Here is a 23,213-nt window from a genome sequence, read left to right on the forward strand (position 1 = left end):
CGCATATTCTATCTATCGCGGGAATTCGCCGCCGCCAGTGTCCCGGCTCCCGCAACGCATTCCGTACGAAACACAAATCAGAAAACGTCGCAATGATTCGCGCCAACCCTGCACAAAGCTAAGCCGTCGAAAATCAACATAGCCTTAACGTAGGCAATCCCATCCACCGAGGGAACAGCCAATTGTGGCCGAAATGCCGCAAATCCCAGCAAAAGCGCGTTATCCCGCCACCCAACTGCCATGCAGCGATTATGCCGCAGCGCCTTCGACCGGCTCGCGCGACGAAATGACCTTGTCGATGAGGCCGAAATCCTTGGCTTCGTCGGCTGTCATGAAATGGTCGCGGTCAAGCGTCTTTTCAATGTCTTCGTAGCTCTTGCCGGTGTGTTTGACGTAGACCTCGTTGAGGCGGCGCTTCAGCTTGATGATGTCCTGCGCGTGCCGCTCGATGTCGGAGGCCTGGCCCTGGAAACCGCCGGAAGGCTGGTGAACCATGATACGGGCGTTCGGCGTGGCAAAACGCATGTCCTTGTGGCCGGCGGTCAGAAGCAGCGAGCCCATCGACGCCGCCTGGCCGATGCACAGCGTCGACACCGCCGGCTTGATGAACTGCATGGTGTCGTAGATCGCCATGCCCGAGGTCACCACGCCGCCCGGCGAGTTGATGTAGAGATTGATCTCTTTCTTCGGGTTCTCGGCCTCGAGGAACAAAAGCTGTGCACAAACCAGCGTCGCCATACCGTCTTCGACCGGGCCGGTGATGAAAATGATGCGCTCTTTCAGCAGGCGCGAGAAAATGTCGTAGGCCCGCTCGCCGCGATTGGTCTGCTCGACCACCATCGGAACGAGGTTCATGTAGGTTTCGACGGGGTTCTTCATGGACTACCCTTTTTGGAGATGGGGATTCCGGCGCCGGAACATCGGGCAGAATCGGTTCTTGATGGTTAGAATGTAAATAGGATGCCGGCTCACCCTAGCGCAAGGCCGCCTCCTCCTAGCCATCTGGTTAAGTCGAATCAAGGTTTCCGCGCAAGGGAAAGTCCGAACGCGGCCAGCGGCGTTTTTGCGGTGTAGCAATTCCTTAACCGCGTCGCTTAACGAAATGCGGCGAAACCGCTTTCCCCCGGAGAACCTTCCCCTACAATTCAACATTGAACCTCACGTTTCGGGTTCAAACAGGGGGAGTGCCATGATCAGGAAAACTGCTTGCCTCGCCATCTCCGGCCTTGCCGGTCTCGGCATGGTGTCCGATGCGGTTGCCGGCGGCCGGGCCGCCGAATGCTATGAGCCGGTGCACAGGCCGGCGCTCTATGACACCGTCTATGAAGACGTCATGGTCAGTCCCGGCGGGCAGTTGGTCGACTATGATCCGCCGATCTATGGCACCATGGAGCGCGTCGAGCAGATCGCGCCGCCCCGAGTCACCTATGACATCGTACCGGCGAGAACCCGCACCGTTTACCGCACGGTCCAGGTCGACGATGGCGGCTATGCCTGGGAATGGCGCGTCATCCACGGCCGCAAGGTGCTGTGCAAGGTGTGGCGCAAGGCCCGCTACGCGCGTGTGGCCGAAACAGTGGTGGTTGAACCGGAGCGCACCCGCCGGGTTGTGCTGCCGGCCGAATATGAGAGCGTCGCCCATGAAGTGCTGGTGCGGCCCGAGCGGCGGCACGTCACCCAGATAGCGCCGTCATACCAGAGGATGGCGCGCCGGGTGGTGGTGCAGGAAGGCTCGACCAGCTGGCGCCGCGTGCATATTGCCAGGCATTGCGAGGATTAGACTTCGGTACTTCGCCGAGGTCCGCCTCGGTTGGCTCAATCCATAGGGCCGTCGGGTGCCAACATCCGGTCTGGCACCAAGCCGGCAAGCCGCGGTAATGGTCTGGCATGACCACATCCATGCCGCCCTACCTCGCCTTTGATCCAGCCACGCGCCGCCTGCGGCTCGATCCGCACGAACCGGCGTTTTTCCAGAACCCCTACGACGCCTATGCCGTCCTGCATGGCGCATCGACTGCCTTCTTCTGGGAGGAATTCGGCTTTTGGTGCTTTGGCGGCTTCGACGACGTCAACCGGCTGTTGCGCGACCGCCGCTTCGGTCGCCAGAACCCGGCCGGCATTCCCGACAGCCGCGGCATCGGCGAGGATCGCTCGCATTTGGCCGCTTTCGACGGCATCGAGAGCAATTCGATGCTGGAGCTGGAGCCGCCGGTGCACACCAGGCTCAGAACCCTGGTCAACCGCGCCTTCGTCTCGCGCCAGGTCGAGCGGCTGCGGCCGCGCGTGGAGGCGCTGGCCAATGAGCTGATCGACCGTTTCGAACCGCGCCAGGTCGATCTATTGCCCAGCTTCGCCGCACCTTTGCCGATCACCATCATTGCCGAAATGCTCGGTGTGCCGGTCGAAATGGGGCCGCAACTGCTCGACTGGTCGCACCGGATGGTGGCCATGTACATGCATGGCCGGACGCGCGAGATCGAAGAAGCGGCCAATCGCGCCGCGCACGATTTTTCCGACTTTTTGCGTGGCTATGTCGCTGAGCGGCGCAAGAAGCCTGGCGACGACCTGCTGTCGCTGCTGATCGCGGCGCAAGAGGATGGCCAGAAGCTGTCGGAAGACGAGTTGGTCTCGTCCGCCGTTCTGTTGCTCAATGCCGGCCACGAGGCGACCGTCCATCAAACCGGCAACGCCGTGCGCACGTTGCTGGCGCAAGGCGGCGACCCCGGCCGTTTCTTCACCTCGCCGGAAGCAACCGCTGCGACGGTCGAGGAGTGCCTGCGCTTCGACGCGCCGCTGCACATGTTCACCCGCTACGCCTATCAGGAGGTCGAGGTGACATCCGGGGTTGTCGTACAACCGGGGGAGACGGTCGGCCTGCTGCTCGGCATGGCCAATCATGATCCGCTTGCCCTTGCCGAACCTGGCGCCTTCCGGCCCGGCCGACCAGACCAGAAGAATGTCTCGTTCGGCGCCGGTATCCATTTCTGCATCGGTGCGCCGCTGGCGCGGCTGGAGTTGCAGGTGTCGCTGAAAACCCTGTTCGAGCGGCAGCCGCAACTCCATCTTGCGGAGGAGCCGCGCTTCCGCGACACCTATCATTTCCATGGGCTGGAAAAGCTCACTGTGAGCTTGTGAGGACGGCGGAGCCGACGCATGCCCGAGAAAATGAGATTCGCCTTTCTACAGGAACCACCCTTCTGCTTTATCGACGGATCGGGACGTCTGGGCGGCAGCGATGCCCAACTGGCCAAGAGGGTCTGCCTGACGCTCGGGCTGGAACTTTTGCCCATCGAGACCGAGTTTGCCGAGCTGCTGCCTGGGCTTGCCGAAGGGGTGGGACATGACCACCGGCCTGTTCATTTCCGAAGACCGCCGGAAGCTGGTCGACTTCACAAGGCCGATCTGGATGCTGGCGGATGGATTGCTGGTCGCGAAAGACAATCCCCGCGCCTTTGATGGCTATCGGTCCGTCGCCAATGATCGGACGGCGCTGATCGGCGTCATATCGGGCCAGATCCAGCACCGGACGGCCCTGCAAAACGCTATTCAGCCCGAACGGCTAAGGATATTTGCCACCCAGGCCGAAGCAGCTAACGCCGTCGCGGCCGGCGTGGTGCATGCCTATGCGAGTGTAGCGCTCGCGCATCGCGGCTATCTGAGCCGGCGACCCGACGCGCCTCTCGACGTCGTCGACGTCCCGGCAGTCGAAAAACAGCCAGCGCCCGGCGCTTTCGCTCTCGCCAAAGGCAGTGCCACCCTGCTCCAGCGCGTTGATTTATGTCTCAGTGATTTGCTTGGAAGTCCCTGGCACAGGGAGATGATGAGCGGATACGGCTTTTCCGACACTGACATCGATCGGCTTTTGTGAAGTCCAAGCGCGACCGAGCGGTCAGAGCTTGATCACATACTCCTTGCGGGTCGTTTCAAGCACTTCCCAACTGCCCCTGAAGCCTGGCCTGAGCACGAAGCTGTCGCCGGCGCGCACCGTGCGCGCCTCGCCGCCATCCTCGGCAACCACCGAGACGCCGGACAGGATGTGGCAGAACTCCCATTCGTCATATTCGATGCGCCATTTGCCCGGCGTCGCTTCCCAGATGCCGGCATAGAGGCGGCCATCGCGCTCCTCGACATTCCAGGTGCGGAACTTCGGATCGCCCGCAATCAGACGATCCGGCGCCGGGGCGCCATGTTCGGCGTCGACGCTGTCGGTCGATATTGCCAAGTAATGCGCGGACAGGGTTTGCCTCCAACAGATTAGTGAGTAGTGAGTAGTGCAGTGAGTAGTGAGTAGTGAGTAGTGAGTAGTGAGCGGAAAGCGCTCCCTCGAACGGGTGGCTAATCACTAGTCACTGCTAACTAGTGAATACCGACCACTACTCACTACTCGCTCAAAATCAAACCTTGGTCAAAGCCTGTTCCAGATCGGCGACGATGTCGTTGACATCCTCGATGCCGACGGAAAGCCGGACCGTGTCCGGTCCCGCGCCCGCCTTGACCTTCTGCTCGTCGGAAAGCTGGCGATGCGTGGTCGATGCCGGATGGATGACCAGCGACTTGGTGTCGCCGACATTGGCGAGGTGCGAGAACAGTTCGAGCGCCTCGACGAACTTGATGCCGGCCTCGTAGCCGCCCTTCAGGCCGAAGGTGAAGACAGCACCGGCGCCTTGCGGCGAGTATTTCTTCTGCAGCGCGTTGTTCTTGTCGCTGGGCAGGCCGGGATAGTTGACCCAGGCGACCTTGGGGTGGTTGGACAGCCAGCCGGCTACGGTGATCGCATTGTCGCAATGGCGCTGCATCCTGAGCGGCAGGGTCTCCAGCCCGGTCAGGATCAGGAAGGCATTGAACGGCGAAATGGCCGGGCCGATGTCACGCAGGCCAAGCACGCGCGCGGCGATGGCGAAGGCGAAATTGCCGAAGGTTTCGTGCAGGACAAGGCCGCCATATTCGGGGCGCGGCTCCGACAGCATCGGATATTTGCCGGATTTCGACCAGTCGAACGTGCCGCCATCGACGATGGCGCCGCCGATCGAATTGCCGTGGCCGCCGATGAACTTGGTCAGCGAATGGACGACGATGTCGGCGCCATGCTCGATCGGCCGCACCAGATAGGGCGAGGCCAGCGTGTTGTCGACGATGAGCGGCAAGCCGTGCTTGCGGGCGATGTCGCCGATCTTCTCGATGTCGACGAAGGTGCCGCCGGGATTGGCCAGGCTCTCGATGAAGATCGCCTTGGTCTTGCCATCGATCTGGCTTTCGAAAGTGGAGATGTCGTTGGTGTCGGCCCAACGCACCTCCCAGCCGAAATTCTTGAAGGCATGGCCGAACTGATTGATCGAACCACCGTAAAGCCTTGTGGCGGCGACGAAATTATCGCCAGGCCGCATGAGATTGTGGAACACGATCACCTGTGCGGCATGGCCGGAAGCAACGGCAAGTGCAGCCGTGCCGCCTTCGAGCGCCGCGATCCGCTCTTCCAGCACCGCCTGGGTCGGGTTCATGATGCGGGTGTAGATGTTGCCGAAGGCCTTCAGCCCGAACAGCGAGGCGGCATGGTCGGCATCGTCGAACACAAAGGAGGTCGTCTGGTAGATCGGCGTGGCGCGTGCGCCCGTCGCCGGGTCGGGCTTGGCGCCGGCATGGACGGCGAGCGTGTTGAAACCGGGCGTGCGGGTCATCGAAAACCTCTCTGAGCGGTAAACGTGTGAATGATGAAATGGTCAATGGTGAGCGATGAATGGTGGTCGCAAAGTCGGCCAGTCCCACCTTGATTGCAAGCCGCTCATATGCGGCTTTACCCGGCTTCCAGGAAAATCCTTCTATTCACCATTCACCATTCACTGCCTTACTTCTGGCGCACACCGAAACTCTGGAATCCCGACCGCATCAGCGGCTTCTTCGACGAAAGCACACCGGAGTTGACGCCGGTCCAGCCGATCTCGCCCGACAGCTTGCCATATTCGATCTTCGGGCAGCGGTTCATCACCACCTTGATACCGGCCGCCTCGGCACGCGCGGCCGCCTCGTCGTCGCGCACGCCAAGCTGCATCCAGATCACCTTCGGCAAGGGGTCGAGCTTCAGCACCTCATCGACAATGCCGGGCACCGATGCAGAGGCGCGAAAGATGTCGACCATGTCGACCGGCTCCGGCAGATCGGCAAGGCTGGCATAGGTCATGCGGCCGAGGATTTCCTTGCCGGCCTGCCCAGGATTGATCGGAAACACCGAAAAGCCCTTGGCCAGCAGATATTTCAGCACGAAAAAGCTCGGCCTGACATCGTTGGCCGACGCGCCGACCATGGCGATGGTCTTCACAGAATTGAGGATGCCGCCGATATAGGCATTGTCGTAGCTATCGTGATTCACTCGTCGGTCTCCCTCAGTGCTTCCTCCATAAAGGACTGCGGGTCCGTGCAGAAGTCGCGCATCATGCGAAAATGATCGGTATCGGTGAAATCTGTGGGGTCGAGGCCGAAACGGCTGATTCGGAAGAGCCGCGCGCCGGGACAAGCCATCAGCAGCGGCGAATGCGTCGCCATGATCACTTGCGCCGTGCCTGACTGGTCCATGCGCCGCAGCATCTTCAACAATTCGATCTGCCGCGACGGCGACAGCGCGCTTTCGGGCTCGTCGAGGATGTAGATGCCTTGCCGGCGGCAGCGCTCCTCGAAAAAGCGAATGAACCCTTCGCCATGCGACCACGATAGAAAGTCCGGTGGCGGCGGTCCGAACGGGTCTTCGAGTGCCGCCTGGTCGAGATAGCGCGCGACCGAGTAAAAAGATTCGGCACGAAAGAACCAACCGGCGGTGACTTTTGGCAGCCAGTGGCCGCGGAATGTATTCGCCAGTGCCGCACCGCTCTTGTCGATGGCGATGGAATGATCGACCGGACGATAGCCCTTGCCGCCGCCGGCCTCGTCGTAACCGGCCAGCGCGCCGATGGCTTCCAGCAGTGTCGATTTGCCGGTGCCGTTTTCACCGACAATGATGGTGATCGGCGTGGTGAATTCGAGCTCGAATTCACGGCCGCGAAACAGCGGCAGGTTCCATGGATATTTTTCCCAATCTTCCACGCGCTCGGGGTCAATCAGGATGCGTTTGAGATAAGGCGCCTTAAGCCGGGTCAGTTGCTTGCGATAGCCCATGCGGACGCTCAGTCCGGCAGCGAGATGGTGCCGTCATCCGCGATCGGGAAGGCCGGATTGTGTGCGACTTCCCAGACATGGCCGTCGGCATCGGCGAAATATCCATACCAGCCGCCCCAGAAGGCGCGGCCTGCCGGCTTGACGATCCTGCCGCCGGCCTTCTCGGCGGCCGCCAGCACGTCGTCGACTTCGGCATCGGAGCGGGTGTTGTAGGCGAGGTAGACCGCCGACGGTGCTGCGGCGAAGGCAATGCCTGAATCCTCCTCGGCGCTTGGCCTCGGGAACAGGCCGAGAATGGCGCCGCCCATCTGGAAGAAGGCGACGCCATCGGTGATGCCGGCGTGGCGCTTCAGGCCCATGCCCTCGTAAAAGCGCACGGCGCGCTCGAGATCGTCGGTGGCGATGGTGATGATGGAGATGCGCGGTTCCATGGATCGAAAAGCCTATTCGTCCGTCCATTCCGGTTTACGCTTGCCTATAAAGGCGCCGATGCCTTCCTCGGCGTCGCGGGCCAGCATGTTCTCGACCATGACGCGGCCGGTATAGGCATACGCGTCCGCCAACCCCATCTCGGCCTGCGCGTAAAAGGCTTCCTTGCCGGTCTTGACCACCAGAGATGATTTGGAGGCAATGGTTTGCGCGTATTTGGTGACGATCTGATTCAGGTATTCGCGCGGCACGACGCGGTTGACCAGGCCGAATTCCTTGGCGGTTGCGGCATCGATGGTCTCGCCGGTGAGCAGCATTTCCATGGCGTGCTTGTGAGACACGTTGCGTGACAGCGCCACCATCGGCGTCGAACAAAACAGGCCGATATTGACGCCCGGCGTGCAGAAGGTCGCTTCATGCGAGGCAATGGCGAGGTCGCAACTGCCAACCAACTGCAGCCCCGCAGCAGTGGCGAGGCCATCGACTTCGGCGATGATCGGGAGCGGATGGCGCACGATCTGCTGCATCAACGCCGCGCAAGCCGAAAATGTCTGCTCGAAAAACCCCTTGCCCTTGTCGGCGTCGGCGCGGCGCGCGGTCATTTCCTTGAGATCGTGGCCGGCGCAAAAGACTTTCCCGGCGGCCGCCAGGACGATGACGCGGACCGATTTGTTGGCCTTGGCATGGTCGAGCTCGGCGCTCAATGCCGCCATGACGGAAAGCGACAAGGCATTGGCGGGCGGATTGGCGAGCGTCAGGCGCAGCACGCCCTTGTCCAGCCCGGCGATGACCGGCCCGTCTATGGCAACAGGTTTGATCGAAAGGATTTCGGCCATGACAAGGGTCTCCGCGATTCCGCCGGGCGCCGCCAGACTATCTAATATCGGATCGAGTTTCATCAACACCCATCGCTTGCGCCAGAGGTGTTGCCAGAAGCGCATCATTGCGTTCATACAGGCCCGGCATAGAACGAGAGACCGACATGCCCGCCCAGGACAATCTCAAGCCGGTGCTGACGGCGGCTGAAGTCAATGCGCTGATGGCCAGCGTCTACCCGCAGCTCAACGACGAGTTCACGTCGTATGAGGCGCTCGATGTGTTTCCGGGCGGCTGCACGGTGCGGCTCAACGCCAGCGAACGGCATTTGCGTCCCGGCGGCACGGTGTCCGGGCCCTCGCTGTTCACGCTGGCCGACATTGGCGGCTATGTCTGCGTGCTCAGCCATGCCGGGCCGGATGCGCTTTCGGTTACGGTCAACCTCAACATCAATTTCGTCCGCAAGGCCGAGGCCGGCCCGATCGACGGCCATTGCCGCATCCTGAAGCTGGGCAAGAGCCTGATGGTGTTCGATATCGACATCGTCGCCGGACCGAAGGAACACACGGTTGCGCATGCGACCGGCACCTATTCGATCCCGCCGAAGCTCGCCGCCGATGTGGTAAAATAATACCTTTTAGTCAAACCTTTGTTTTTATTGCACTTTACGAGCAGACGTGCTTTTCCCGCGCCTTGACGTGCCCACTCCCCTCGCCTATAAGCCGTCACGAAGCAGCGGCCCGCAAAGGCCGCCGTTTTTGTTATTGGCGGCGGGCAAGTGTCTTGTCGCCAATCCAAGCAACAAGAAACGCCTTCTTCGGAAGGTCCAAATCGAAAGCAGAAATCCATGGCAACCTTTTCGCAGAAGCCTGCGGATGTGGTGAAGAAGTGGGTGCTGATCGACGCCGAGGGTCTCGTCGTCGGCCGTCTCGCCACTGTCATCGCCAATCATCTTCGCGGCAAGCACAAGCCCACCTTCACCCCGCATGTCGACGACGGCGATAACGTCATCGTCATCAATGCCGACAAGGTGGTGTTCACCGGCAAGAAGTTCACCGACAAGGTCTATTACTGGCACACCGGTCACCCCGGCGGCATCAAGGAGCGCACCGCGCGCCAGCTGCTCGAGGGCCGTTTCCCCGAGCGTGTCGTCGAGAAGGCCGTCGAACGCATGATCCCGCGCGGGCCGCTCGGCCGTCGCCAGATGAAGAACCTCCGCGTCTATGCAGGCACGGAACATCCGCATGTCGCCCAGCAGCCCGTCACCCTCGACGTCGGCGCGCTGAACGCCAAGAACAAGAAGGTTGCATAAGATGGCTGAGCTTTCCTCGCTCGCAGAATTGGGCGCCGCCACCGGCAACACCAACACCCAGCCGGCAGCACCCGTCCATGTCCAGAAGCTCGACAAGTCGGGCCGCGCCTATGCCACCGGCAAGCGCAAGAACGCCATCGCCCGCGTCTGGGTGAAGCCGGGTTCGGGCAAGATCGTCGTCAACGACAAGGAATTCGCGACCTATTTCGCGCGTCCGGTCCTGCAGATGATCCTCAACCAGCCGATCATCGCTTCCAACCGCGCCGGCCAGTACGACATCGTCGCCACCGTCATCGGCGGCGGCCTGTCCGGCCAGGCCGGTGCCGTTCGTCACGGCATCTCCAAGGCGCTGACCTACTATGAGCCGGCACTGCGCGCCGTGCTCAAGAAGGGCGGCTTCCTGACCCGCGACAGCCGCGTCGTCGAGCGCAAGAAGTACGGCAAGGCGAAGGCCCGCCGTTCCTTCCAGTTCTCGAAGCGCTAAGCGCTGCGACGTTCCAGACATCGAAAGGCCGCCTCCGGGCGGCCTTTTCTTTTGGGTCTCGGCAGTCACCCCACCCGGCGCTTCGCGCCGACCTCCCCATCGAGGGGAGGTAGGAGGTCGCGGCAGTTTTGCCGCCCGGACAATCCACGATGGTCCAGCGGCTAGCAAACCAGTTCGACCATAAAAACGCGGCACCCTACCTCCCCTCGATGGGGAGGTCGGCGCGAAGCGCCGGGTGGGGTGATGGCGCCGGCCTCGGTTCAAGTCTCAGAACTTGCCGGCCTTGATGTAATCGATAAACGCCCGTAGCGGCGCCGGAACCAGACGCCGTCCGGGATAGTACAGAAATGGCCCGGGAAAGCTCTGCCACCACGGTTCGAGCACGGGCTCCAGGGCGCCGCTTTCGAAGTGAGGGCGAAGCCACCCTTCAAAGAGAGCGACGATGCCGCTGCCGGCAATCGCCGCATGGACGGCAAGATCGCTCGCCCCGCCGATGCGCACGATCAACGGCCCCGTCGTGTCGACCCGCACCACCTCGCCGTCGCGCTCGAATTCCCACGGCAGCATCGAACCACTGGCAAAACGGCCGCGCAGACAAGCATGGCCAAGCAGATCGCTCGGGTGCTGCGGCCGCCCATGGCGATCGAGATAGGCGGGGCTGGCGCCAGTGGCGAAGCGCTGGACGCGCGGTCCGATCGGCACCGCGATCATGTCCTGCTCCAGTCGCTCGTCATAGCGGATGCCGGCGTCGCAGCCGGCCGCCAACACGTCGACGAAGTTCTCATCGGCGATGACCTCCAGCCGAATGCCGGGATAGGCGGCGAGGAAGCCCGGAACGATGTCGGGCAATATCAGCCGCGCGGCGCTGACCGGGACGTTGAGGCGCAGCGAACCGGCCGGCCTGTCGCGAAAGCCATTAACCACGTCGAGGGCCGCCTCCACCTCCGACAGCGCCGGGCCAAGCCTTCCCAAGAGGCTGAGGCCTGCGTCGGTTGGAACAACGCTGCGTGTGGTGCGGTTGAACAGCCTGACGCCGAGCTGCGTCTCCAGGCGGCGCACCGCTTCGCTCAGGCCCGACGCGCTGCCGCCGCTGGCGCGAGCCCCTTCCCGAAAACCGCCGGCACGCGCCACCGTCACGAAAGCGTTCAGATCGCCAAGGTCCATCATTGTTCGCCATTCCGCACAAGCTGTACGGATTGTACCTTATTATCCCGAGGTTGAGCAGCGTCTATCTTCGCCTCCTCAAAGGAGACCGACCATGTCCACCATCCAAAAATCCGGCACATTCACCCTCGGCAGCCACACCGTGAAACGGCTCGGCTACGGCGCCATGCAACTTGCCGGCCCGCACGTTTTCGGTCCGCCGAAGGATCATGACGCGGCCATTGCAGTGCTGCGCGAAGCGGTGGCCTCCGGGGTCAACCACATCGACACCAGCGACTACTATGGCCCGCATGTAACCAACCAGCTGATCCGCGAAGCGCTGGCGCCCTATCCGCAAGACCTCGTCATCGTCACCAAGATCGGGGCGCGGCGCGGCAGCGACGGCTCCTGGCTGCCTGCCTATTCCGCCAAGGAACTTGAGCAGGCCGTGTACGACAATCTCAGGAATCTCGGCCTTGAGGTGCTGGATGTCGTCAATCTGCGCGTCATGTTCGGGGTGATGGGTCCCGCCGAGGGCTCGATCGAGCCGCAGTTGACCGCGCTTGCCGAACTGCAGCGCAAGGGTCTGGTGCGCCATATCGGCCTGAGCAACGTCACCCCAGCGCAGGTCGAGGAAGGCCGTGGGATCGCCGAGATCGTCTGCGTGCAGAACCAGTACAATCTGGCGCATCGCGACGACGACGGGTTGATCGATGAACTGGCGCGCGCCGGTATCGCCTACACGCCGTTCTTCCCGCTCGGCGGTTTCAGCCCGCTGCAGTCGTCGACCTTGTCGGATGTGGCCGCGCGGCTCGGCGCCACACCCTTGCAGGTTGCGCTCGCCTGGCTGCTGCGCCGCTCGCCGAACATCCTGCTGATCCCGGGGACGTCGTCGATCGGGCATTTGAGAGAGAACCTGGCGGCGGCGGAACTGGAGCTGTCGGCCGATGTGCTAAGGGAATTGGATGGGGTGGCGAAAGCGGCGTGAAGATTTTGCGGGCGGCGCTGTCACCCCACCCGCGCCTTCGGCGCGACCTCCCCATCGAGGGGAGGTAGGAGGTCGCGGCAGCCTTGCATGCCTCGCAATCGCTACGACTGTCGGAATCTAAAGCGCCAACGCCCTACCTCCCCTCGATGGGGAGGTCGGCGCGCAGCGCCGGGTGGGGTGATGGCGCCGACGTACGATTTCTAATTGATACTCGCCGTATTCGCGGCTCGGCCGGCTTCGCCTCATCCACATAAGGCACCCTAAACCCGTTGGCCCCCAGCCAGCCAATGGCAGCCTTCGGTTCGTCGGTCTGGATGATGGTGGCGCCGCGTTCGGCCCAGAAACCGTGGTCTCGGCCGGCATGCCGGCCTGCACCGCCAGTTCATCGCCGCAGCCGCCGGAGAGGAAGCCGCCGGGCCTTGCACCTTGGCGATACAAGTCCTTCGCCAAGCTGTGACTGGCATCTTGCGTGCCGGTTCTGTAGTTGTGGCAGCCCGATGAACAAAGAAGGACCCGTAATGGCGAACCAGACCATCGACAACGCGTTCACCGCCCGCTCCAAGACGGGGCCTTCCTTCGAGCCGACCTATGCCGGCGCGCTGTCGTTCATGCGGCGCAAATACACCAAGGATGCAAAGGGCGCGGACGCCGTCGTGTGGGGCATTCCGTTCGATGCCGCCGTCACCAACCGGCCGGGCGCGCGCTTCGGGCCGCAGGCGATCCGCCGCGCCTCGGCGATCCTCGACAACGACCCGCAATATCCGTTCTCGCGCGACCTGTTCGAGCATCTCGCCGTCATCGACTATGGCGATTGCCTGCTCGATTCGGGCAATCACCAGAAGACACCAGGCACGATCGAGCGCGAGGCGGCGAAGATCCTGAAATCGGGTGCCTTCCTGTTGTCGCTCGGCGGCGATCATTTCGTCACCTGGCCGCTGCTCAAGGCACATGCCGCCATCCACGGGCCGCTGGCGCTGGTGCAGTTCGATGCGCACCAGGACACCTGGCCTGACGATGGCAAGCGCATCGACCATGGTTCGTTCGTCGGCCGCGCCGTCAATGAAGGCATCATCGACCCCGACCGCTCGATCCAGATCGGCATCCGCACGCATGCCCCCGATACGTTCGGCATCAAGATCCTTTACGGTCACGAGATCGAGGAGATGCGGGCTTCCGACATCGCCTATGCGATCGTCGACCGCACCGGCGGCAGGAAGACCTATCTCACCTTCGACATCGACTGCCTCGACCCGGCCTTTGCGCCCGGCACCGGCACGCCGGTTGCCGGCGGACCGTCCTCGGCGAAAATCCTGTCGACGCTGCGCCAGCTCGGCCAGGTCGATATTGTCGGCGCCGACGTCGTCGAGGTTGCGCCGGCCTATGATCACGCCGATATAACGGCGATCGCCGGCTCGATGGTGGCCATGCACTATCTCGGCCTGGTGGCCGAGCGAAAAGCGCGGGCGGAAGAGCTGAACAGCGGCAACCATGGCGCGGCAAACCATGGCCAGGGCATATAGGCCTGAATTAGCAGGGAATTGACGGGCACATGAAACCGAAAATCTTCATCGATGGCGAACACGGCACCACCGGCCTGCAAATCCGGGCGCTGCTGGCCGAGCGCGGCGACCTCGAGATCATCTCGATCCCGGCCGAGCGCCGCAAGGAAACGGCGGCGCGCGCCGAGTTCCTCAATGCAGCCGATGTCGCCATCCTGTGCCTGCCGGATGCGGCTGCCAAGGAAAGCGTGTCGCTGATTGCCAACGACACCACCAAGGTGATCGACGCCTCCACGGCGCATCGCGTCGCCGAGGGCTGGGAATACGGTTTTGCCGAGCTGGACAAGGATCAGGCCAAGATCATCGCCAATGCGAAACGCGTCGCCAATCCCGGCTGCTGGCCGCAAGGGCCGATCGCGACGCTGCGGCCGCTGGTCGCTGCCGGTCTGCTGCCGGCGGATTTCCCGATCACGGTCAATGGCATTTCGGGCTATTCGGGCGGCGGCCGGCCGATGATCGAGGACTATGTCGCCAAGGGCGAGGATGCCTCTGAATTCCAGGTCTATGGGCTGACCCTGCAGCACAAGCATGTGCCGGAGCTGCGCACCTATGCGAAGCTGTCGCACGATCCGATCATGCAGCCGGCGGTCGGCAATTTCGCCCAAGGCATGATCACAGTGGTGCCGCTGCAGCTCGGCGGGCTCGACCATGTGCCGGCCGGGGCCGAACTGCACGCGGCAATCGCCGACCATTTTGCCGCCATCAAGGGCGGCGTGGTCGAGGTAGCTCCTTACGAGCACGTGGAGCGCCTGCCCGAGATCAATCCCGAGGTCTATAACGGCACCAACCGCATGAAGGTCTATGTCTTTGCCAATGACGACCGGGCGCAGGCGCTGCTGATTGCGGTCTATGACAATCTCGGAAAGGGCGCCTCGGGTGCTGCCGTTCAGAACATGGATCTGATGCTCGGCCTTTAATTCAGTTGGAGAGAGCATTCTGTCGCCCGAAAACCGCTTAACACTTTTCGGCATCACGCTCTGAATGGACGCGCCTGCATTTCCAAAGCGCTGGAAGATCAGCGCGCCCGAGCTCATTGCGGAGACGTTTTCGAGCCGCATCTGGAAGGTGCGGCGTGAGGACGGCTCGCCGGCCATCGTCAAGGCGCTCAAACCATTCGACGATGTCGAGGACGAGTTGCGCGGCGAGCACTATCTCGCATGGCGGCGCGGCGAAGGCGCGGTGCGGCTGCTTGGCCGGGACGGCCACCGCATGCTGCTCGAATATGCCGGCGACACCCTGCTTTCCGACGTTCTGGCCAAAGAAGGCGACAACGCCGCGACCGCAATCGCGGCCGAGTTGATGGGGAGACTGTTCTCGCCCTCAAGACACCCTGCCCCGCCGGACCTGCAGCCGCTGCGGACACGGTTTGCCAGCCTGTTCAAAAAGGCCGGAGCCGATCGCGACGCCGGAGAGCACAGCCTCTATATCGAGGCCGCCGAAATCGCGGACCGGCTGCTCGATGCCCCGCATGCGGTCAAGCCGCTGCATGGCGACCTGCATCACGACAACATTTTGCACGGTGCGCGCGGCTGGCTGGCGATCGACCCGAAGGGCGTGCTCGGCGATCCCGGCTTCGACGCCGCCAATCTGTTCTACAACCCACTGGGGCGCGACGACCTCTGCCTCGATCCCGAGCGCATCGCGCATATGGCTGAGATCTTCGCCAGGACACTCGGCCAGACGCCGGCTGCCATTCTCGACCATGCCATCGCCTATGGCTGCCTGTCGGCCGCATGGCATCATGAGGACGAGAATGCGGTCGACGAGAACCGCGAGCTGTCGGTTGCGGGAGTGATCCGAAAGGTGCGGCTCAGCTTCTGACCGGCGCAGCCTCGCGCTTTAGACGTAGCGAGGCAGTTCGTTCGCGAAATAGATTATTGCGACGGCCAAGACACCGTAGACGATGTACCTGCGTTCATGGGCGGCCGCGTTGGCAGTGGATAGGCGCCCTTGTTGCCGCGCCAGTGGGCGGCGGCAAATCCCAGCAGGACCAGCGCGAAGGCCTGATGGGTCAGCGCCATGTGCAGCGGCACCTGCATCAGCAGCGTGCCGATGCCGATCGAGGCCTGCACCAGCACCAGCAGAAACAGCAGCGTTGCGCGGCGTGCGTGTGTCGTGCCCGGCAGCCGCCGGCGCGTCGCTATCATATGCCAGAGCGCGATGGCAAAGACCGTATAGGCGCCGAGCCGGTGGACGAACTGCACCGTCTTCGGGTTCTCGAAGAAATTGCGCCAGGCCGGTTCGAGCAGCAGCAGCTCGCCGGGGATGATCTTGCCGTCCATCAGCGGCCAGGTGTTGTAGCTCAGGCCGGCGTCGAGCCCTGCGACCAGCCCGCCGAGATAGATCTGGACCAGCGCCAGCAGCACGATGAAACCGGCCAGTCTTTGCGTCGACCGGCCGGCGGCAGGCTCCGAATGCGGCGCCAGCCCGCGCGCGACCACCATGGTGGCAGTGAAGATCAGGGCGGCAAGCGTCAAATGCGTCGCCAGCCGGTACTGGCTGACGGAGACGCGGTCGACCAGGCCGGAGGCCACCATCCACCAGCCGATGGCGCCTTGCAGGCCACCAAGCAGCAGAATACCGACCAGCTTTGGCCCAAGGCCGCGCTCGATGCGGCGCGTCGCCCACAAGACCAGCAACGGCAGGCCGAAGACCAGGCCGACACTGCGCGCCAGGATGCGGTGCGCCCATTCCCACCAGAAGATCGATTTGAAGGCGTCCAGGCTCATGCCCTTGTTGAGCTCGGCATATTGCGGAATCTTTTGATAAAGCTGGAATTCCTCCTGCCACTCCGCGTCATTGAGCGGCGGTATCACACCGTGGATCGGCTTCCACTCGGTGATCGACAGGCCGGAATTGGTGAGCCTGGTGGCGCCGCCGACCAGCACCAGCGCAAACAGCACCAGAAGCACGACATACAGCCAGCCGCGCACCAGCGCCCGATTTTTCAAGTCGCGATCGCGGTCAATGTAAGGCGCGGCGGCTGATATGGCGGCCATGGTTGGTCCCGGCAGGTTGACGTGGCGGATTGGTGAACCATCGCAACCCGGCTGACAAGACCGGACGGCGCGGCACGCCGTCGCGCCGCATCTCCCGGGTTGCACAGGCGCGCGGTTGGGCCTAAGCGGAGGCGATCAACGAGAACGCTCATGCCCATCCGCCTGAAAAAGCTGATCGGAACTTTCCTGCTGGTGGCGCTGGTCATCATCTATGCGCTGGTCGCGTCGATCATAGCGGTCGCGCAGCTGTCGCAATCCAGCCCGCTGGTGCACTTCCTGTTCTTCCTGTTCAGCGGCCTGTTCTGGGTGCTGCCTGCGATGGGCATCATCAAATGGCTGATCCTGGAGCCGCCGCCGAAAGGCTGAAGAGCCCGCCCCAGGTTAGATGGTGACCACCATTTTGCCGGCATTGGCCAGCGGCGTCGTTAAGCCCGACAACATGGTGCGGATATGGGCGACGCTCTGGTAGCGGCCGTTGATCGAAATGCGCGGCAGCGCGTGCAGGAAGCCGGCGTGCTCGGCGTGCAGCACGCCGTGGCGAGTGGTCACCGCCGAGGCGTAGCCGGCGTCGCGGGCAAAGCCCACTTCGCGGCAGCCGACAGCGCTGGCGTAACCATAGGGGTAAGCGAGATGACGGGGGTCTTCGCCGAGCTGCGCCTGCAGTTGGCGCCTGACGTCGACGATCTCATGGCGCGCATCGCCTTCGTCGAGCCGCTTCAGATTGCGGTGGTTGACCGTATGCGCGCCGATCGTCACCAGCCTGTGCCCGGCCACGGCGCGGATGTCGTCCCAGGTCATCAGCGTGCTTGGGCGCAAGCCATCGAGGTCGATGCCGTTCGAGTGCGCCAGATCGCGCAGCACGGCGCGCTGATCCTCCTCGCGCACCTCGAGCGTCAGATAGGCATGCAGACGCGCATTGGCGTGGAGTTTCTTGCCGTGGGTCGAGCAGTCTATGGTCACCGGCCCCTTCGGCGTCGCCAGCGTCAAACGCTCCCGCGCGTTGACGATATCCTCGACCACGTCCCACCATAAATCGGCGCTGCCGTCGATCAGACCCGGCGCGACATAGATGGTGATCGGCGCGTCGTGCTTTTCGAGCACTGGCAGCGCTTCGGTCATGTTGTCGCGATAGGCGTCGTCGGCGGTGATGGTGGCGAACTGGCCGTCCTTGCCGCCGGCCTTGATGCGCTCGATCGCCTCGTCGAGGGTGACGAAGGCATAGCCCCTCGACTTCATGTCGGCGACGAGAGCGTCGAGGAATCGCGGGGCGATGTTGAGGTGGCGGTTAACGCCGTCCGGCTTCTCCGGCGTGGCGGTGACCCGATGCAACATGAGGATGGCGCCAATGCCGCCGACAAACGGCTTGGCCAGCGGTGCAAGGCCGGTAAAGCGGGCGATATTAAGCGCCAGTTTCCGAACTGCCTCACCACCGTCGATCATTCATTCACCTTTTGCGCCTAGGCTCGATCCAAGCACGGAACGCGCCGACGCGAACTCCTGATCGCGACGAATACGCCTTAAGGATTGAGGTATGGTTGACGCCACCGCGTCATTTGACGGCAATCGGCTCGCCGCAAGCAAGGCGTCTGCGCGCACGCCGGCTGCCGACCAGACCAGTCTGTCGGTGTCGATCGCAGATGCTGCCGCGCTCGCCTCTTACGGCGAATTCTGCCGTTCGGCGCTGTTTGCGCCGGCGCAAAGCGCGGACTGGGTTCGTGCCTGGACGGCGCAGGCTAATCCCGATGCCGTCATTGCCACGCTGACAATCGAGGACAGGCCGGTCTTTGCACTGGCACTGGAAATCACGCGAACTGGTCCATTCCGCGTCGCCCGCTTCATGGGCGGGCGCCATGCCAACGGCAATTTCGCCGCCGCCGATCCGGCATGGCTGGCAAAGGCAGATGCTGGGGGGATCCGCAGGCTGGTGACGGCGATCGGCAAGGCGCGTCCCGACATCGATCTCGTTGCCTTGGAAAGGCTTCTGCCCGACCTCGATGGTGTTGCCAATCCGCTGGTGGCGTTCTCCAATTTTCCGAGCCCAAACCTGTCGCTCGCCGTCAATCTCGACGGTGGTTTCGATGCGCTGCTGTCGCGTGTGGGCGGCAAGCGCAAGCGCAAGAAGCACCGTTCGCAGACACGAAAATTCGAGGCGGTCGGCGTTCATCGCCGCATCGAGGCGCAGACACCCGAAGACGTGAACCGGCTGCTCGACGCTTTCTTCGAGATGAAGGAGTTCCGCTTCGCCAAGATGGGCATCGCCAATGTCTTCGGCGAGCCGGAGGTGCGGGCTTTCTTCCGTGCCCTCTTCGCCGGCGCGCTGGCCGAGGAGAAACCGGCCTTTGTGCTGCATGGGCTCGAAGTGGCCGGCAAGCTGCGTGCAATCACCGGCTCGAGCCGCTCGGGCAAACGCCTGATCTGCGAATTCGGCGCCATCGCCGAGGACGATCTCGGCCACACCAGCCCCGGCGATTTCCTTTTCTTCGACATCATCGAGGAAGCCTGCCAAACAGGCTTCGATGTCTATGATTTCTCGGTCGGCGACGAGCCCTACAAGCGGCTCTGGTGCGATATCGAGACCAGGCATTTCGAGGTGCTGGCGCCCCTGACGCTGAAGGGACGCGCGCTGGCGTCGGCGCTGCGGCAGGGTGCGCGGGCGAAAGCCTTCATCAAGAACAACCCGACGGTCTGGAAGCTGACCAAGATGCTGCGCCGCAAGGCCGTCGGACAGGCAGCGCCCGCTCCTGCGGACGACGAAAACTAGCCATCAGAAATTCAGCGCTTCGCGGAGCGCCGGGCCGGCCCTGACCCGCAGGTCGAGATCTGCCTCGATGTGGTCGATATGGTGCAGCATCAGCCGGCTCACCAACCCGCAATCGCCGCTTTCCAGCGCGCCGACCATTTCCGTGTGCTCACTGTGTCCGCAGGCCGACACGCCGGATCGTCCGTAAAGGGCGATCACCAGCGACGAACGCGCCACCAGCTCCTCCATGAAGCGCTGCAGGATGGCATTGCCGGCGACGGAGGCGAGCAGCAGATGGAAATCGCCCGACGCCTTGATTTCGGAGCGCCGGGCGGTTGGACCGCGCTCGGCGATGAAGCGGCCTTCCTCGTCGAGCTGCGCTCGGAACGTAGCGATATCGGTGGCTGTGACCCGCCCGCAGGCGGCAATGGCTATGCCCGGCTCGATCAGCCGGCGCGATGCGAACACCTGGCGCGCTTCCTCAGGCGAAGGGTTGGCGACGAAGGCGCCACGGTTGCGCTCGGTACGCACCAGCCCCTCGAAGGACAGCATCTGCAGCGCCGCGCGCGCGACGGTGCGCGAGACGTCGAACAGCGTGCCGACCTCGCCTTCCGACAGCTTGGTGCCGGGCGTCAGCCGACGGTCAACGATGGCGTCCCGCAGATTGTCGCGGATCGCCTGGGCGCGATCCTGGTTGGCGCTGTCGGCGGAATGGATCTGATCGGCAATGTCCATGGCGATGATGGTTCCCAGCCTCTTCTAGCGCAACTGGTCGCTTGCGTACGAGAGGCAAAGTGGACACCAAGCGAAAAAGATTGCATACGATTCTTGCGCGGATCGCGCACAATCGCCCACAATTTGTGCAATGCACAAGATAGCCCACCGGCTAGGCAGTGGGCACGAATCCCGATTTTGCTGATGATTCAAACGCTTGGCCGAATCTCGCCGATTGGCACGCATAATGCATTGGTTAATGCGACCAAACGGGGAAGCCTGAATGTCCAAAGCCGCCGAGATCGACATCGTCTCCGTTTCGAAAGTGTACGGAACGACGACTGCTGTCGAAGCCATCAGCCTGAAAATACCGGCAGGCACTTATTGCTGCCTGCTTGGCCCCTCCGGCTGCGGCAAGACCTCGACGCTGCGCATGATCGCCGGCCACGAAAGCATTTCGTCGGGCGATGTCCGCCTCGGCAACTTTGTCGTCACCGACCTGCCGCCGGCAAAGCGTGGCACGGCGATGATGTTCCAGTCCTATGCGCTGTTTCCGCATCTCGACCTTGTCGACAATGTCGCCTTCAGCCTGAAGATGAAGGGCGTCGACAAGGAGCAGCGCCGTGCCAAGGCGCTCGATATGCTCAAGCTGATGCAGATGGAGGCCTATGCGACGCGCAGGCCGGCGCAGCTTTCCGGCGGCCAGCAGCAGCGTGTTGCACTCGCCCGCGCTCTGATCACCGATCCCGAGGCGCTGCTGCTCGACGAGCCGCTGTCGGCACTCGACCCGTTCCTGAAGATACGCATGCGCGCCGAGCTGAAGAAATTGCAGACCTCGCTTGGCATCACTTTCGTCCACGTCACCCACAGCCAGGAAGAGGCCATGGCCTTGGCGGACCTGATCGTGGTGATGAATGACGGCCGCATCGAACAGGCGGCGCCGCCGCGAGATGTGTTCGAAAGGCCGGCCACCGCCTTCGTCGCGCGCTTCATGGGCGACCACAATGTCATCTCCGGCCGGGTCACCGGCGCGCGCGACGGCATGGTCGTCTTCGACGTCAATGGTGGCGCCTCGCTCGCCGCCCGCGGGCAAGGCCGGGAGGCGGGCCAAGAGGTGGGCACGCCGATCGACATTGCCATCCGCACCGACCATGTGCGCATCGGCGAAGCACCCTCTCCCGGCCTCGGCTTCACCGGCATCGTCTCCAACATCGAATATCGCGGCGCCACGGTGAAGCTGTCGGTCACCGGCGGCGGCATCGACGATTTCACCGTTATCATCGACGATTCCGACTTCTTCACCAAACCCGTCGCCCTTGGCGACGCCGTACCGCTCGCCTGGGATTCCGAGGACGCCATCGTCCTCGGCCGCCTTCATTCATGAATTCAACGAAGCAAAACAAAACAGGGGAATAGGAATGACAAAAACAGTAGAAACAAAGACCGGAATTTCGCGCCGTTCGTTGCTCAAGACAGGTGCGGCCGCCGTCGGCCTCGCCGCAGGCTCGGGCGCCATTACAGGCTTCCCGACCATCTGGGCGCAGTCCAACATCACGCTGCGCCAGTTCGGCACCGGCGTGTCGAACCTGAACGCGATCGCCGACAAGTGCAAGGCCGACCTCGGCATCACGCTGGAAATGACGGCGACCGATTCGGACGCGGCCGCCCAGCGCGCCGTGACCCAGCCCGACAGCTATGACATCGCCGACATCGAATACTGGATCTGCAAGAAGGTGTTCCCGAGCGGCGTGCTGCAGCCGATGGATGTCAGCAAGCTGAAATACTACGACGAACTGGTGCCGTTGTTCAAAACCGGCAAGCTGACGCCCGACAGCATCATTGCCCAGGGCACCGCGCCGCACACGGTCGGCTATGTCGAAGCGCAGGACTCAAAGACCTTCGCCAAGGCGCCGACCAAGTGGTTCACCATGGTGCCGACGATCTACAACGCCGATACGCTAGGCATCCGGCCCGACCTCGTCGGCCGCGACATCACCACCTGGGCCGACATCATGGACCCGGCCTTCAAGGGCAAGACCGCGATCCTCAACATCCCGTCCATCGGCATCATGGATGCGGCCATGATCATGGAGGCCATAGGCAGCATCGAATATGCTGACAAGGGCAACATGACCAAGGAAGAGATCGACAAGACGATCGACTTCCTCATCAAGGCCAAGCAGGCCGGCCAGTTCCGCGCCTTCTGGAAGTCGTTCGACGAGAGCGTCAACCTGATGGCATCGGGCGAGGTGGTCATCCAGTCGATGTGGTCGCCGGCCGTCGCCGCCGTCCGCTCCAAGGGCATCGCCTGCCGCTTCCAGCCGCTCAAGGAAGGCTATCGTTCATGGGGCGGCGGCCTTGGACTTGCCGTCCATCTGAAAGGCGCCGAGCTCGACGCGGCCTACGAATACATCAACTGGTATACGTCGGGCTGGGTCGGCGGCTATCTCAACCGCCAGGGCTACTATTCCGCCAATATGGTCTCGGCCAAGAAGTTCATGTCCGAGGACGAATGGGGCTACTGGATCGAAGGCAAGCCGGCCAAGGGCGAGATCAAGGCGCCGGACGGCACCGTCATGGAAAAGGCCGGCGCCGTGCGCGACGGCGGCTCGTTCGAAGAGCGTATGGGCAAAGTCGCCTGCTGGAACTCGGTCATGGACGAGGACCGCTACATGGTGAAGCGCTGGAACGAGTTCATCGCGGCGTAGAGCGGACGCGTTCACTGTGATGTTGCGATCCTTCGCGCCCCCCTCTGTCCTGCCGGACATCTCCCCCACTTGGGGGGAGATTGGCAGCGTCATGGCCGGCTCTTCGTTAGCAACGTTGGAGTTTGGCGAAGGCCGTTATGAGAGTTCGATCTCCCCCCTCGTGGGGGAGATGTCCGGC

The 23,213-nt window shown here is 62.9% G+C and carries 26 protein-coding genes and 1 pseudogene; 15 read left to right on the forward strand and 12 right to left on the reverse strand.

Annotation, left to right across the window (positions count from 1 at the left end; all coding sequences use genetic code 11):
• Positions 1 to 249: 249 nt before the first annotated feature.
• Positions 250 to 879 (reverse strand): ATP-dependent Clp endopeptidase proteolytic subunit ClpP, encoded by a 630-nt coding sequence (clpP, locus tag X751_RS163135; protein ID WP_023682306.1) that lies wholly within the window; start codon positions 877 to 879, stop codon positions 250 to 252.
• A gap of 310 nt (positions 880 to 1,189) precedes the next feature.
• On the opposite strand from clpP, the gene X751_RS163130 reads away from it, so the two are divergent.
• The 4 genes from X751_RS163130 to X751_RS01000000163335 all read left to right on the forward strand — a co-directional run bounded on the left by X751_RS163130 (position 1,190) and on the right by X751_RS01000000163335 (position 3,868).
• Positions 1,190 to 1,780: a hypothetical protein gene (locus tag X751_RS163130; RefSeq protein WP_023689466.1), complete on the forward strand. Its 591-nt coding sequence runs from the start codon at positions 1,190 to 1,192 to the stop codon at positions 1,778 to 1,780.
• 107 nt (positions 1,781 to 1,887) lie between these two features.
• The gene (locus X751_RS163125) at positions 1,888 to 3,135 is read left to right on the forward strand and encodes a cytochrome P450 (RefSeq protein WP_023743586.1); all 1,248 of its coding nucleotides are present in this window, start codon (positions 1,888 to 1,890) and stop codon (positions 3,133 to 3,135) included.
• A gap of 30 nt (positions 3,136 to 3,165) precedes the next feature.
• On the forward strand, positions 3,166 to 3,456 hold the full coding sequence (locus X751_RS1000000168385; protein WP_280791137.1) for a transporter substrate-binding domain-containing protein: 291 nt from the start codon (positions 3,166 to 3,168) through the stop codon (positions 3,454 to 3,456).
• On the forward strand, positions 3,341 to 3,868 hold the full coding sequence (locus X751_RS01000000163335; protein ID WP_280790547.1) for a transporter substrate-binding domain-containing protein: 528 nt from the start codon (positions 3,341 to 3,343) through the stop codon (positions 3,866 to 3,868). The genes X751_RS1000000168385 and X751_RS01000000163335 overlap by 116 nt, the downstream gene beginning before the upstream one ends.
• A 21-nt stretch (positions 3,869 to 3,889) precedes the next feature.
• Here X751_RS01000000163335 and X751_RS163120 read toward each other — a convergent pair whose 3' ends face one another.
• From X751_RS163120 to X751_RS163095, 6 genes are all read right to left on the reverse strand, one after another.
• Positions 3,890 to 4,237 carry a cupin domain-containing protein gene (locus X751_RS163120; protein ID WP_023669416.1) on the reverse strand — a complete coding sequence of 116 codons (348 nt, stop codon included), beginning with the start codon at positions 4,235 to 4,237 and terminating at the stop codon, positions 3,890 to 3,892.
• 157 nt (positions 4,238 to 4,394) lie between these two features.
• A complete protein-coding gene (locus X751_RS163115; RefSeq protein WP_023743587.1) occupies positions 4,395 to 5,675 on the reverse strand; it encodes an O-acetylhomoserine aminocarboxypropyltransferase in 1,281 nt (426 codons plus the stop codon).
• A gap of 167 nt (positions 5,676 to 5,842) precedes the next feature.
• The gene (locus X751_RS163110; RefSeq protein ID WP_023711525.1) at positions 5,843 to 6,364 is read right to left on the reverse strand and encodes a CoA-binding protein; all 522 of its coding nucleotides are present in this window, start codon (positions 6,362 to 6,364) and stop codon (positions 5,843 to 5,845) included.
• On the reverse strand, positions 6,361 to 7,143 hold the full coding sequence (locus tag X751_RS163105; RefSeq protein WP_023736498.1) for an AAA family ATPase: 783 nt from the start codon (positions 7,141 to 7,143) through the stop codon (positions 6,361 to 6,363). The genes X751_RS163110 and X751_RS163105 overlap by 4 nt, the downstream gene beginning before the upstream one ends.
• A gap of 8 nt (positions 7,144 to 7,151) precedes the next feature.
• On the reverse strand, positions 7,152 to 7,574 hold the full coding sequence (locus tag X751_RS163100; RefSeq protein WP_023689472.1) for a VOC family protein: 423 nt from the start codon (positions 7,572 to 7,574) through the stop codon (positions 7,152 to 7,154).
• 12 nt (positions 7,575 to 7,586) lie between these two features.
• Positions 7,587 to 8,408, reverse strand: a complete 822-nt coding sequence (locus tag X751_RS163095; protein ID WP_023743588.1) for an enoyl-CoA hydratase — start codon at positions 8,406 to 8,408, stop codon at positions 7,587 to 7,589.
• 146 nt (positions 8,409 to 8,554) lie between these two features.
• On the opposite strand from X751_RS163095, the gene X751_RS163090 reads away from it, so the two are divergent.
• The 3 genes from X751_RS163090 to rpsI all read left to right on the forward strand — a co-directional run bounded on the left by X751_RS163090 (position 8,555) and on the right by rpsI (position 10,184).
• A complete protein-coding gene (locus X751_RS163090) occupies positions 8,555 to 9,019 on the forward strand; it encodes a PaaI family thioesterase (protein WP_023743589.1) in 465 nt (154 codons plus the stop codon).
• A gap of 216 nt (positions 9,020 to 9,235) precedes the next feature.
• A complete protein-coding gene (gene rplM / locus X751_RS163085) occupies positions 9,236 to 9,700 on the forward strand; it encodes a 50S ribosomal protein L13 (RefSeq protein WP_023669409.1) in 465 nt (154 codons plus the stop codon).
• Position 9,701: 1 nt separating this feature from the next.
• On the forward strand, positions 9,702 to 10,184 hold the full coding sequence (gene rpsI, locus X751_RS163080; RefSeq protein ID WP_023669408.1) for a 30S ribosomal protein S9: 483 nt from the start codon (positions 9,702 to 9,704) through the stop codon (positions 10,182 to 10,184).
• Positions 10,185 to 10,451: 267 nt separating this feature from the next.
• On the opposite strand, the gene X751_RS163075 is transcribed toward rpsI, so the two are convergent.
• A complete protein-coding gene (locus tag X751_RS163075) occupies positions 10,452 to 11,351 on the reverse strand; it encodes a LysR family transcriptional regulator (protein WP_023743590.1) in 900 nt (299 codons plus the stop codon).
• 91 nt (positions 11,352 to 11,442) lie between these two features.
• Here X751_RS163075 and X751_RS163070 point away from each other — a divergent pair, with 91 nt between their 5' ends.
• A complete protein-coding gene (locus X751_RS163070) occupies positions 11,443 to 12,315 on the forward strand; it encodes an aldo/keto reductase family oxidoreductase (RefSeq protein WP_023743591.1) in 873 nt (290 codons plus the stop codon).
• A 200-nt stretch (positions 12,316 to 12,515) separates the two neighbouring features.
• On the opposite strand, the pseudogene X751_RS1000000167745 reads toward X751_RS163070, so the two are convergent.
• A pseudogene (locus tag X751_RS1000000167745) lies at positions 12,516 to 12,735 on the reverse strand (glycerophosphodiester phosphodiesterase); the annotation flags it as partial.
• 98 nt (positions 12,736 to 12,833) lie between these two features.
• Here X751_RS1000000167745 and speB point away from each other — a divergent pair.
• From speB to X751_RS163055, 3 genes are all read left to right on the forward strand, one after another.
• Positions 12,834 to 13,835 carry an agmatinase gene (gene speB, locus X751_RS163065; RefSeq protein ID WP_023669405.1) on the forward strand — a complete coding sequence of 334 codons (1,002 nt, stop codon included), beginning with the start codon at positions 12,834 to 12,836 and terminating at the stop codon, positions 13,833 to 13,835.
• A 29-nt stretch (positions 13,836 to 13,864) separates the two neighbouring features.
• Positions 13,865 to 14,791, forward strand: a complete 927-nt coding sequence (gene argC, locus X751_RS163060) for an N-acetyl-gamma-glutamyl-phosphate reductase (RefSeq protein WP_023743592.1) — start codon at positions 13,865 to 13,867, stop codon at positions 14,789 to 14,791.
• A gap of 64 nt (positions 14,792 to 14,855) precedes the next feature.
• Positions 14,856 to 15,695 carry an aminoglycoside phosphotransferase family protein gene (locus X751_RS163055; protein ID WP_023669403.1) on the forward strand — a complete coding sequence of 280 codons (840 nt, stop codon included), beginning with the start codon at positions 14,856 to 14,858 and terminating at the stop codon, positions 15,693 to 15,695.
• A 53-nt stretch (positions 15,696 to 15,748) separates the two neighbouring features.
• On the opposite strand, the gene X751_RS163050 is transcribed toward X751_RS163055, so the two are convergent.
• Positions 15,749 to 16,873 (reverse strand): COX15/CtaA family protein, encoded by a 1,125-nt coding sequence (locus X751_RS163050; protein ID WP_023669402.1) that lies wholly within the window; start codon positions 16,871 to 16,873, stop codon positions 15,749 to 15,751.
• Between the two features lie 150 nt (positions 16,874 to 17,023).
• Here X751_RS163050 and X751_RS163045 point away from each other — a divergent pair, with 150 nt between their 5' ends.
• A complete protein-coding gene (locus tag X751_RS163045) occupies positions 17,024 to 17,239 on the forward strand; it encodes a DUF2842 domain-containing protein (RefSeq protein ID WP_023669401.1) in 216 nt (71 codons plus the stop codon).
• 15 nt (positions 17,240 to 17,254) lie between these two features.
• On the opposite strand, the gene X751_RS163040 is transcribed toward X751_RS163045, so the two are convergent.
• A complete protein-coding gene (locus X751_RS163040; protein WP_023669400.1) occupies positions 17,255 to 18,313 on the reverse strand; it encodes a polysaccharide deacetylase family protein in 1,059 nt (352 codons plus the stop codon).
• A 91-nt stretch (positions 18,314 to 18,404) separates the two neighbouring features.
• On the opposite strand from X751_RS163040, the gene X751_RS163035 reads away from it, so the two are divergent.
• On the forward strand, positions 18,405 to 19,634 hold the full coding sequence (locus tag X751_RS163035) for a GNAT family N-acetyltransferase (RefSeq protein WP_023743593.1): 1,230 nt from the start codon (positions 18,405 to 18,407) through the stop codon (positions 19,632 to 19,634).
• Positions 19,635 to 19,637: 3 nt separating this feature from the next.
• Here the strand turns inward: X751_RS163035 and X751_RS163030 are convergent, their stop codons facing one another.
• Positions 19,638 to 20,348 carry a GntR family transcriptional regulator gene (locus X751_RS163030; protein WP_023743594.1) on the reverse strand — a complete coding sequence of 237 codons (711 nt, stop codon included), beginning with the start codon at positions 20,346 to 20,348 and terminating at the stop codon, positions 19,638 to 19,640.
• 262 nt (positions 20,349 to 20,610) lie between these two features.
• Here X751_RS163030 and X751_RS163025 point away from each other — a divergent pair, with 262 nt between their 5' ends.
• Entirely contained in the window at positions 20,611 to 21,711 is a 1,101-nt protein-coding gene (locus tag X751_RS163025; RefSeq protein ID WP_023727540.1) for an ABC transporter ATP-binding protein, read from the forward strand.
• Positions 21,712 to 21,745: 34 nt separating this feature from the next.
• Positions 21,746 to 23,035, forward strand: coding sequence for a PotD/PotF family extracellular solute-binding protein (locus tag X751_RS163020; protein ID WP_023743595.1), 1,290 nt, complete (start codon positions 21,746 to 21,748; stop codon positions 23,033 to 23,035).
• The last annotated feature ends 178 nt before the right edge of the window (positions 23,036 to 23,213 follow it).

The sequence above is a fragment of the Mesorhizobium sp. LNJC394B00 genome (assembly GCF_000502555.1).
Taxonomy (GTDB): Bacteria; Pseudomonadota; Alphaproteobacteria; order Rhizobiales; family Rhizobiaceae; genus Mesorhizobium.

Excerpts from the sequence above, each read along its gene's own strand:
- clpP (WP_023682306.1), bottom strand. The coding sequence starts at position 879 with ATGAAGAACCCCGTCGAAACCTACATGAACCTCGTTCCGATGGTGGTC.
- X751_RS163130 (WP_023689466.1), top strand. The coding sequence starts at position 1,190 with ATGATCAGGAAAACTGCTTGCCTCGCCATCTCCGGCCTTGCCGGTCTC.
- X751_RS163125 (WP_023743586.1), top strand. The coding sequence starts at position 1,888 with ATGACCACATCCATGCCGCCCTACCTCGCCTTTGATCCAGCCACGCGC.
- X751_RS1000000168385 (WP_280791137.1), top strand. The coding sequence starts at position 3,166 with ATGAGATTCGCCTTTCTACAGGAACCACCCTTCTGCTTTATCGACGGA.
- X751_RS01000000163335 (WP_280790547.1), top strand. The coding sequence starts at position 3,341 with ATGACCACCGGCCTGTTCATTTCCGAAGACCGCCGGAAGCTGGTCGAC.
- X751_RS163115 (WP_023743587.1), bottom strand. The coding sequence starts at position 5,675 with ATGACCCGCACGCCCGGTTTCAACACGCTCGCCGTCCATGCCGGCGCC.
- X751_RS163105 (WP_023736498.1), bottom strand. The coding sequence starts at position 7,143 with ATGGGCTATCGCAAGCAACTGACCCGGCTTAAGGCGCCTTATCTCAAA.
- X751_RS163100 (WP_023689472.1), bottom strand. The coding sequence starts at position 7,574 with ATGGAACCGCGCATCTCCATCATCACCATCGCCACCGACGATCTCGAG.
- X751_RS163095 (WP_023743588.1), bottom strand. The coding sequence starts at position 8,408 with ATGGCCGAAATCCTTTCGATCAAACCTGTTGCCATAGACGGGCCGGTC.
- X751_RS163090 (WP_023743589.1), top strand. The coding sequence starts at position 8,555 with ATGCCCGCCCAGGACAATCTCAAGCCGGTGCTGACGGCGGCTGAAGTC.
- rplM (WP_023669409.1), top strand. The coding sequence starts at position 9,236 with ATGGCAACCTTTTCGCAGAAGCCTGCGGATGTGGTGAAGAAGTGGGTG.
- rpsI (WP_023669408.1), top strand. The coding sequence starts at position 9,702 with ATGGCTGAGCTTTCCTCGCTCGCAGAATTGGGCGCCGCCACCGGCAAC.
- X751_RS163075 (WP_023743590.1), bottom strand. The coding sequence starts at position 11,351 with ATGATGGACCTTGGCGATCTGAACGCTTTCGTGACGGTGGCGCGTGCC.
- X751_RS163070 (WP_023743591.1), top strand. The coding sequence starts at position 11,443 with ATGTCCACCATCCAAAAATCCGGCACATTCACCCTCGGCAGCCACACC.
- speB (WP_023669405.1), top strand. The coding sequence starts at position 12,834 with ATGGCGAACCAGACCATCGACAACGCGTTCACCGCCCGCTCCAAGACG.
- argC (WP_023743592.1), top strand. The coding sequence starts at position 13,865 with ATGAAACCGAAAATCTTCATCGATGGCGAACACGGCACCACCGGCCTG.
- X751_RS163055 (WP_023669403.1), top strand. The coding sequence starts at position 14,856 with ATGGACGCGCCTGCATTTCCAAAGCGCTGGAAGATCAGCGCGCCCGAG.
- X751_RS163050 (WP_023669402.1), bottom strand. The coding sequence starts at position 16,873 with ATGGCCGCCATATCAGCCGCCGCGCCTTACATTGACCGCGATCGCGAC.
- X751_RS163045 (WP_023669401.1), top strand. The coding sequence starts at position 17,024 with ATGCCCATCCGCCTGAAAAAGCTGATCGGAACTTTCCTGCTGGTGGCG.
- X751_RS163040 (WP_023669400.1), bottom strand. The coding sequence starts at position 18,313 with ATGATCGACGGTGGTGAGGCAGTTCGGAAACTGGCGCTTAATATCGCC.
- X751_RS163035 (WP_023743593.1), top strand. The coding sequence starts at position 18,405 with ATGGTTGACGCCACCGCGTCATTTGACGGCAATCGGCTCGCCGCAAGC.
- X751_RS163030 (WP_023743594.1), bottom strand. The coding sequence starts at position 20,348 with ATGGACATTGCCGATCAGATCCATTCCGCCGACAGCGCCAACCAGGAT.
- X751_RS163025 (WP_023727540.1), top strand. The coding sequence starts at position 20,611 with ATGTCCAAAGCCGCCGAGATCGACATCGTCTCCGTTTCGAAAGTGTAC.
- X751_RS163020 (WP_023743595.1), top strand. The coding sequence starts at position 21,746 with ATGACAAAAACAGTAGAAACAAAGACCGGAATTTCGCGCCGTTCGTTG.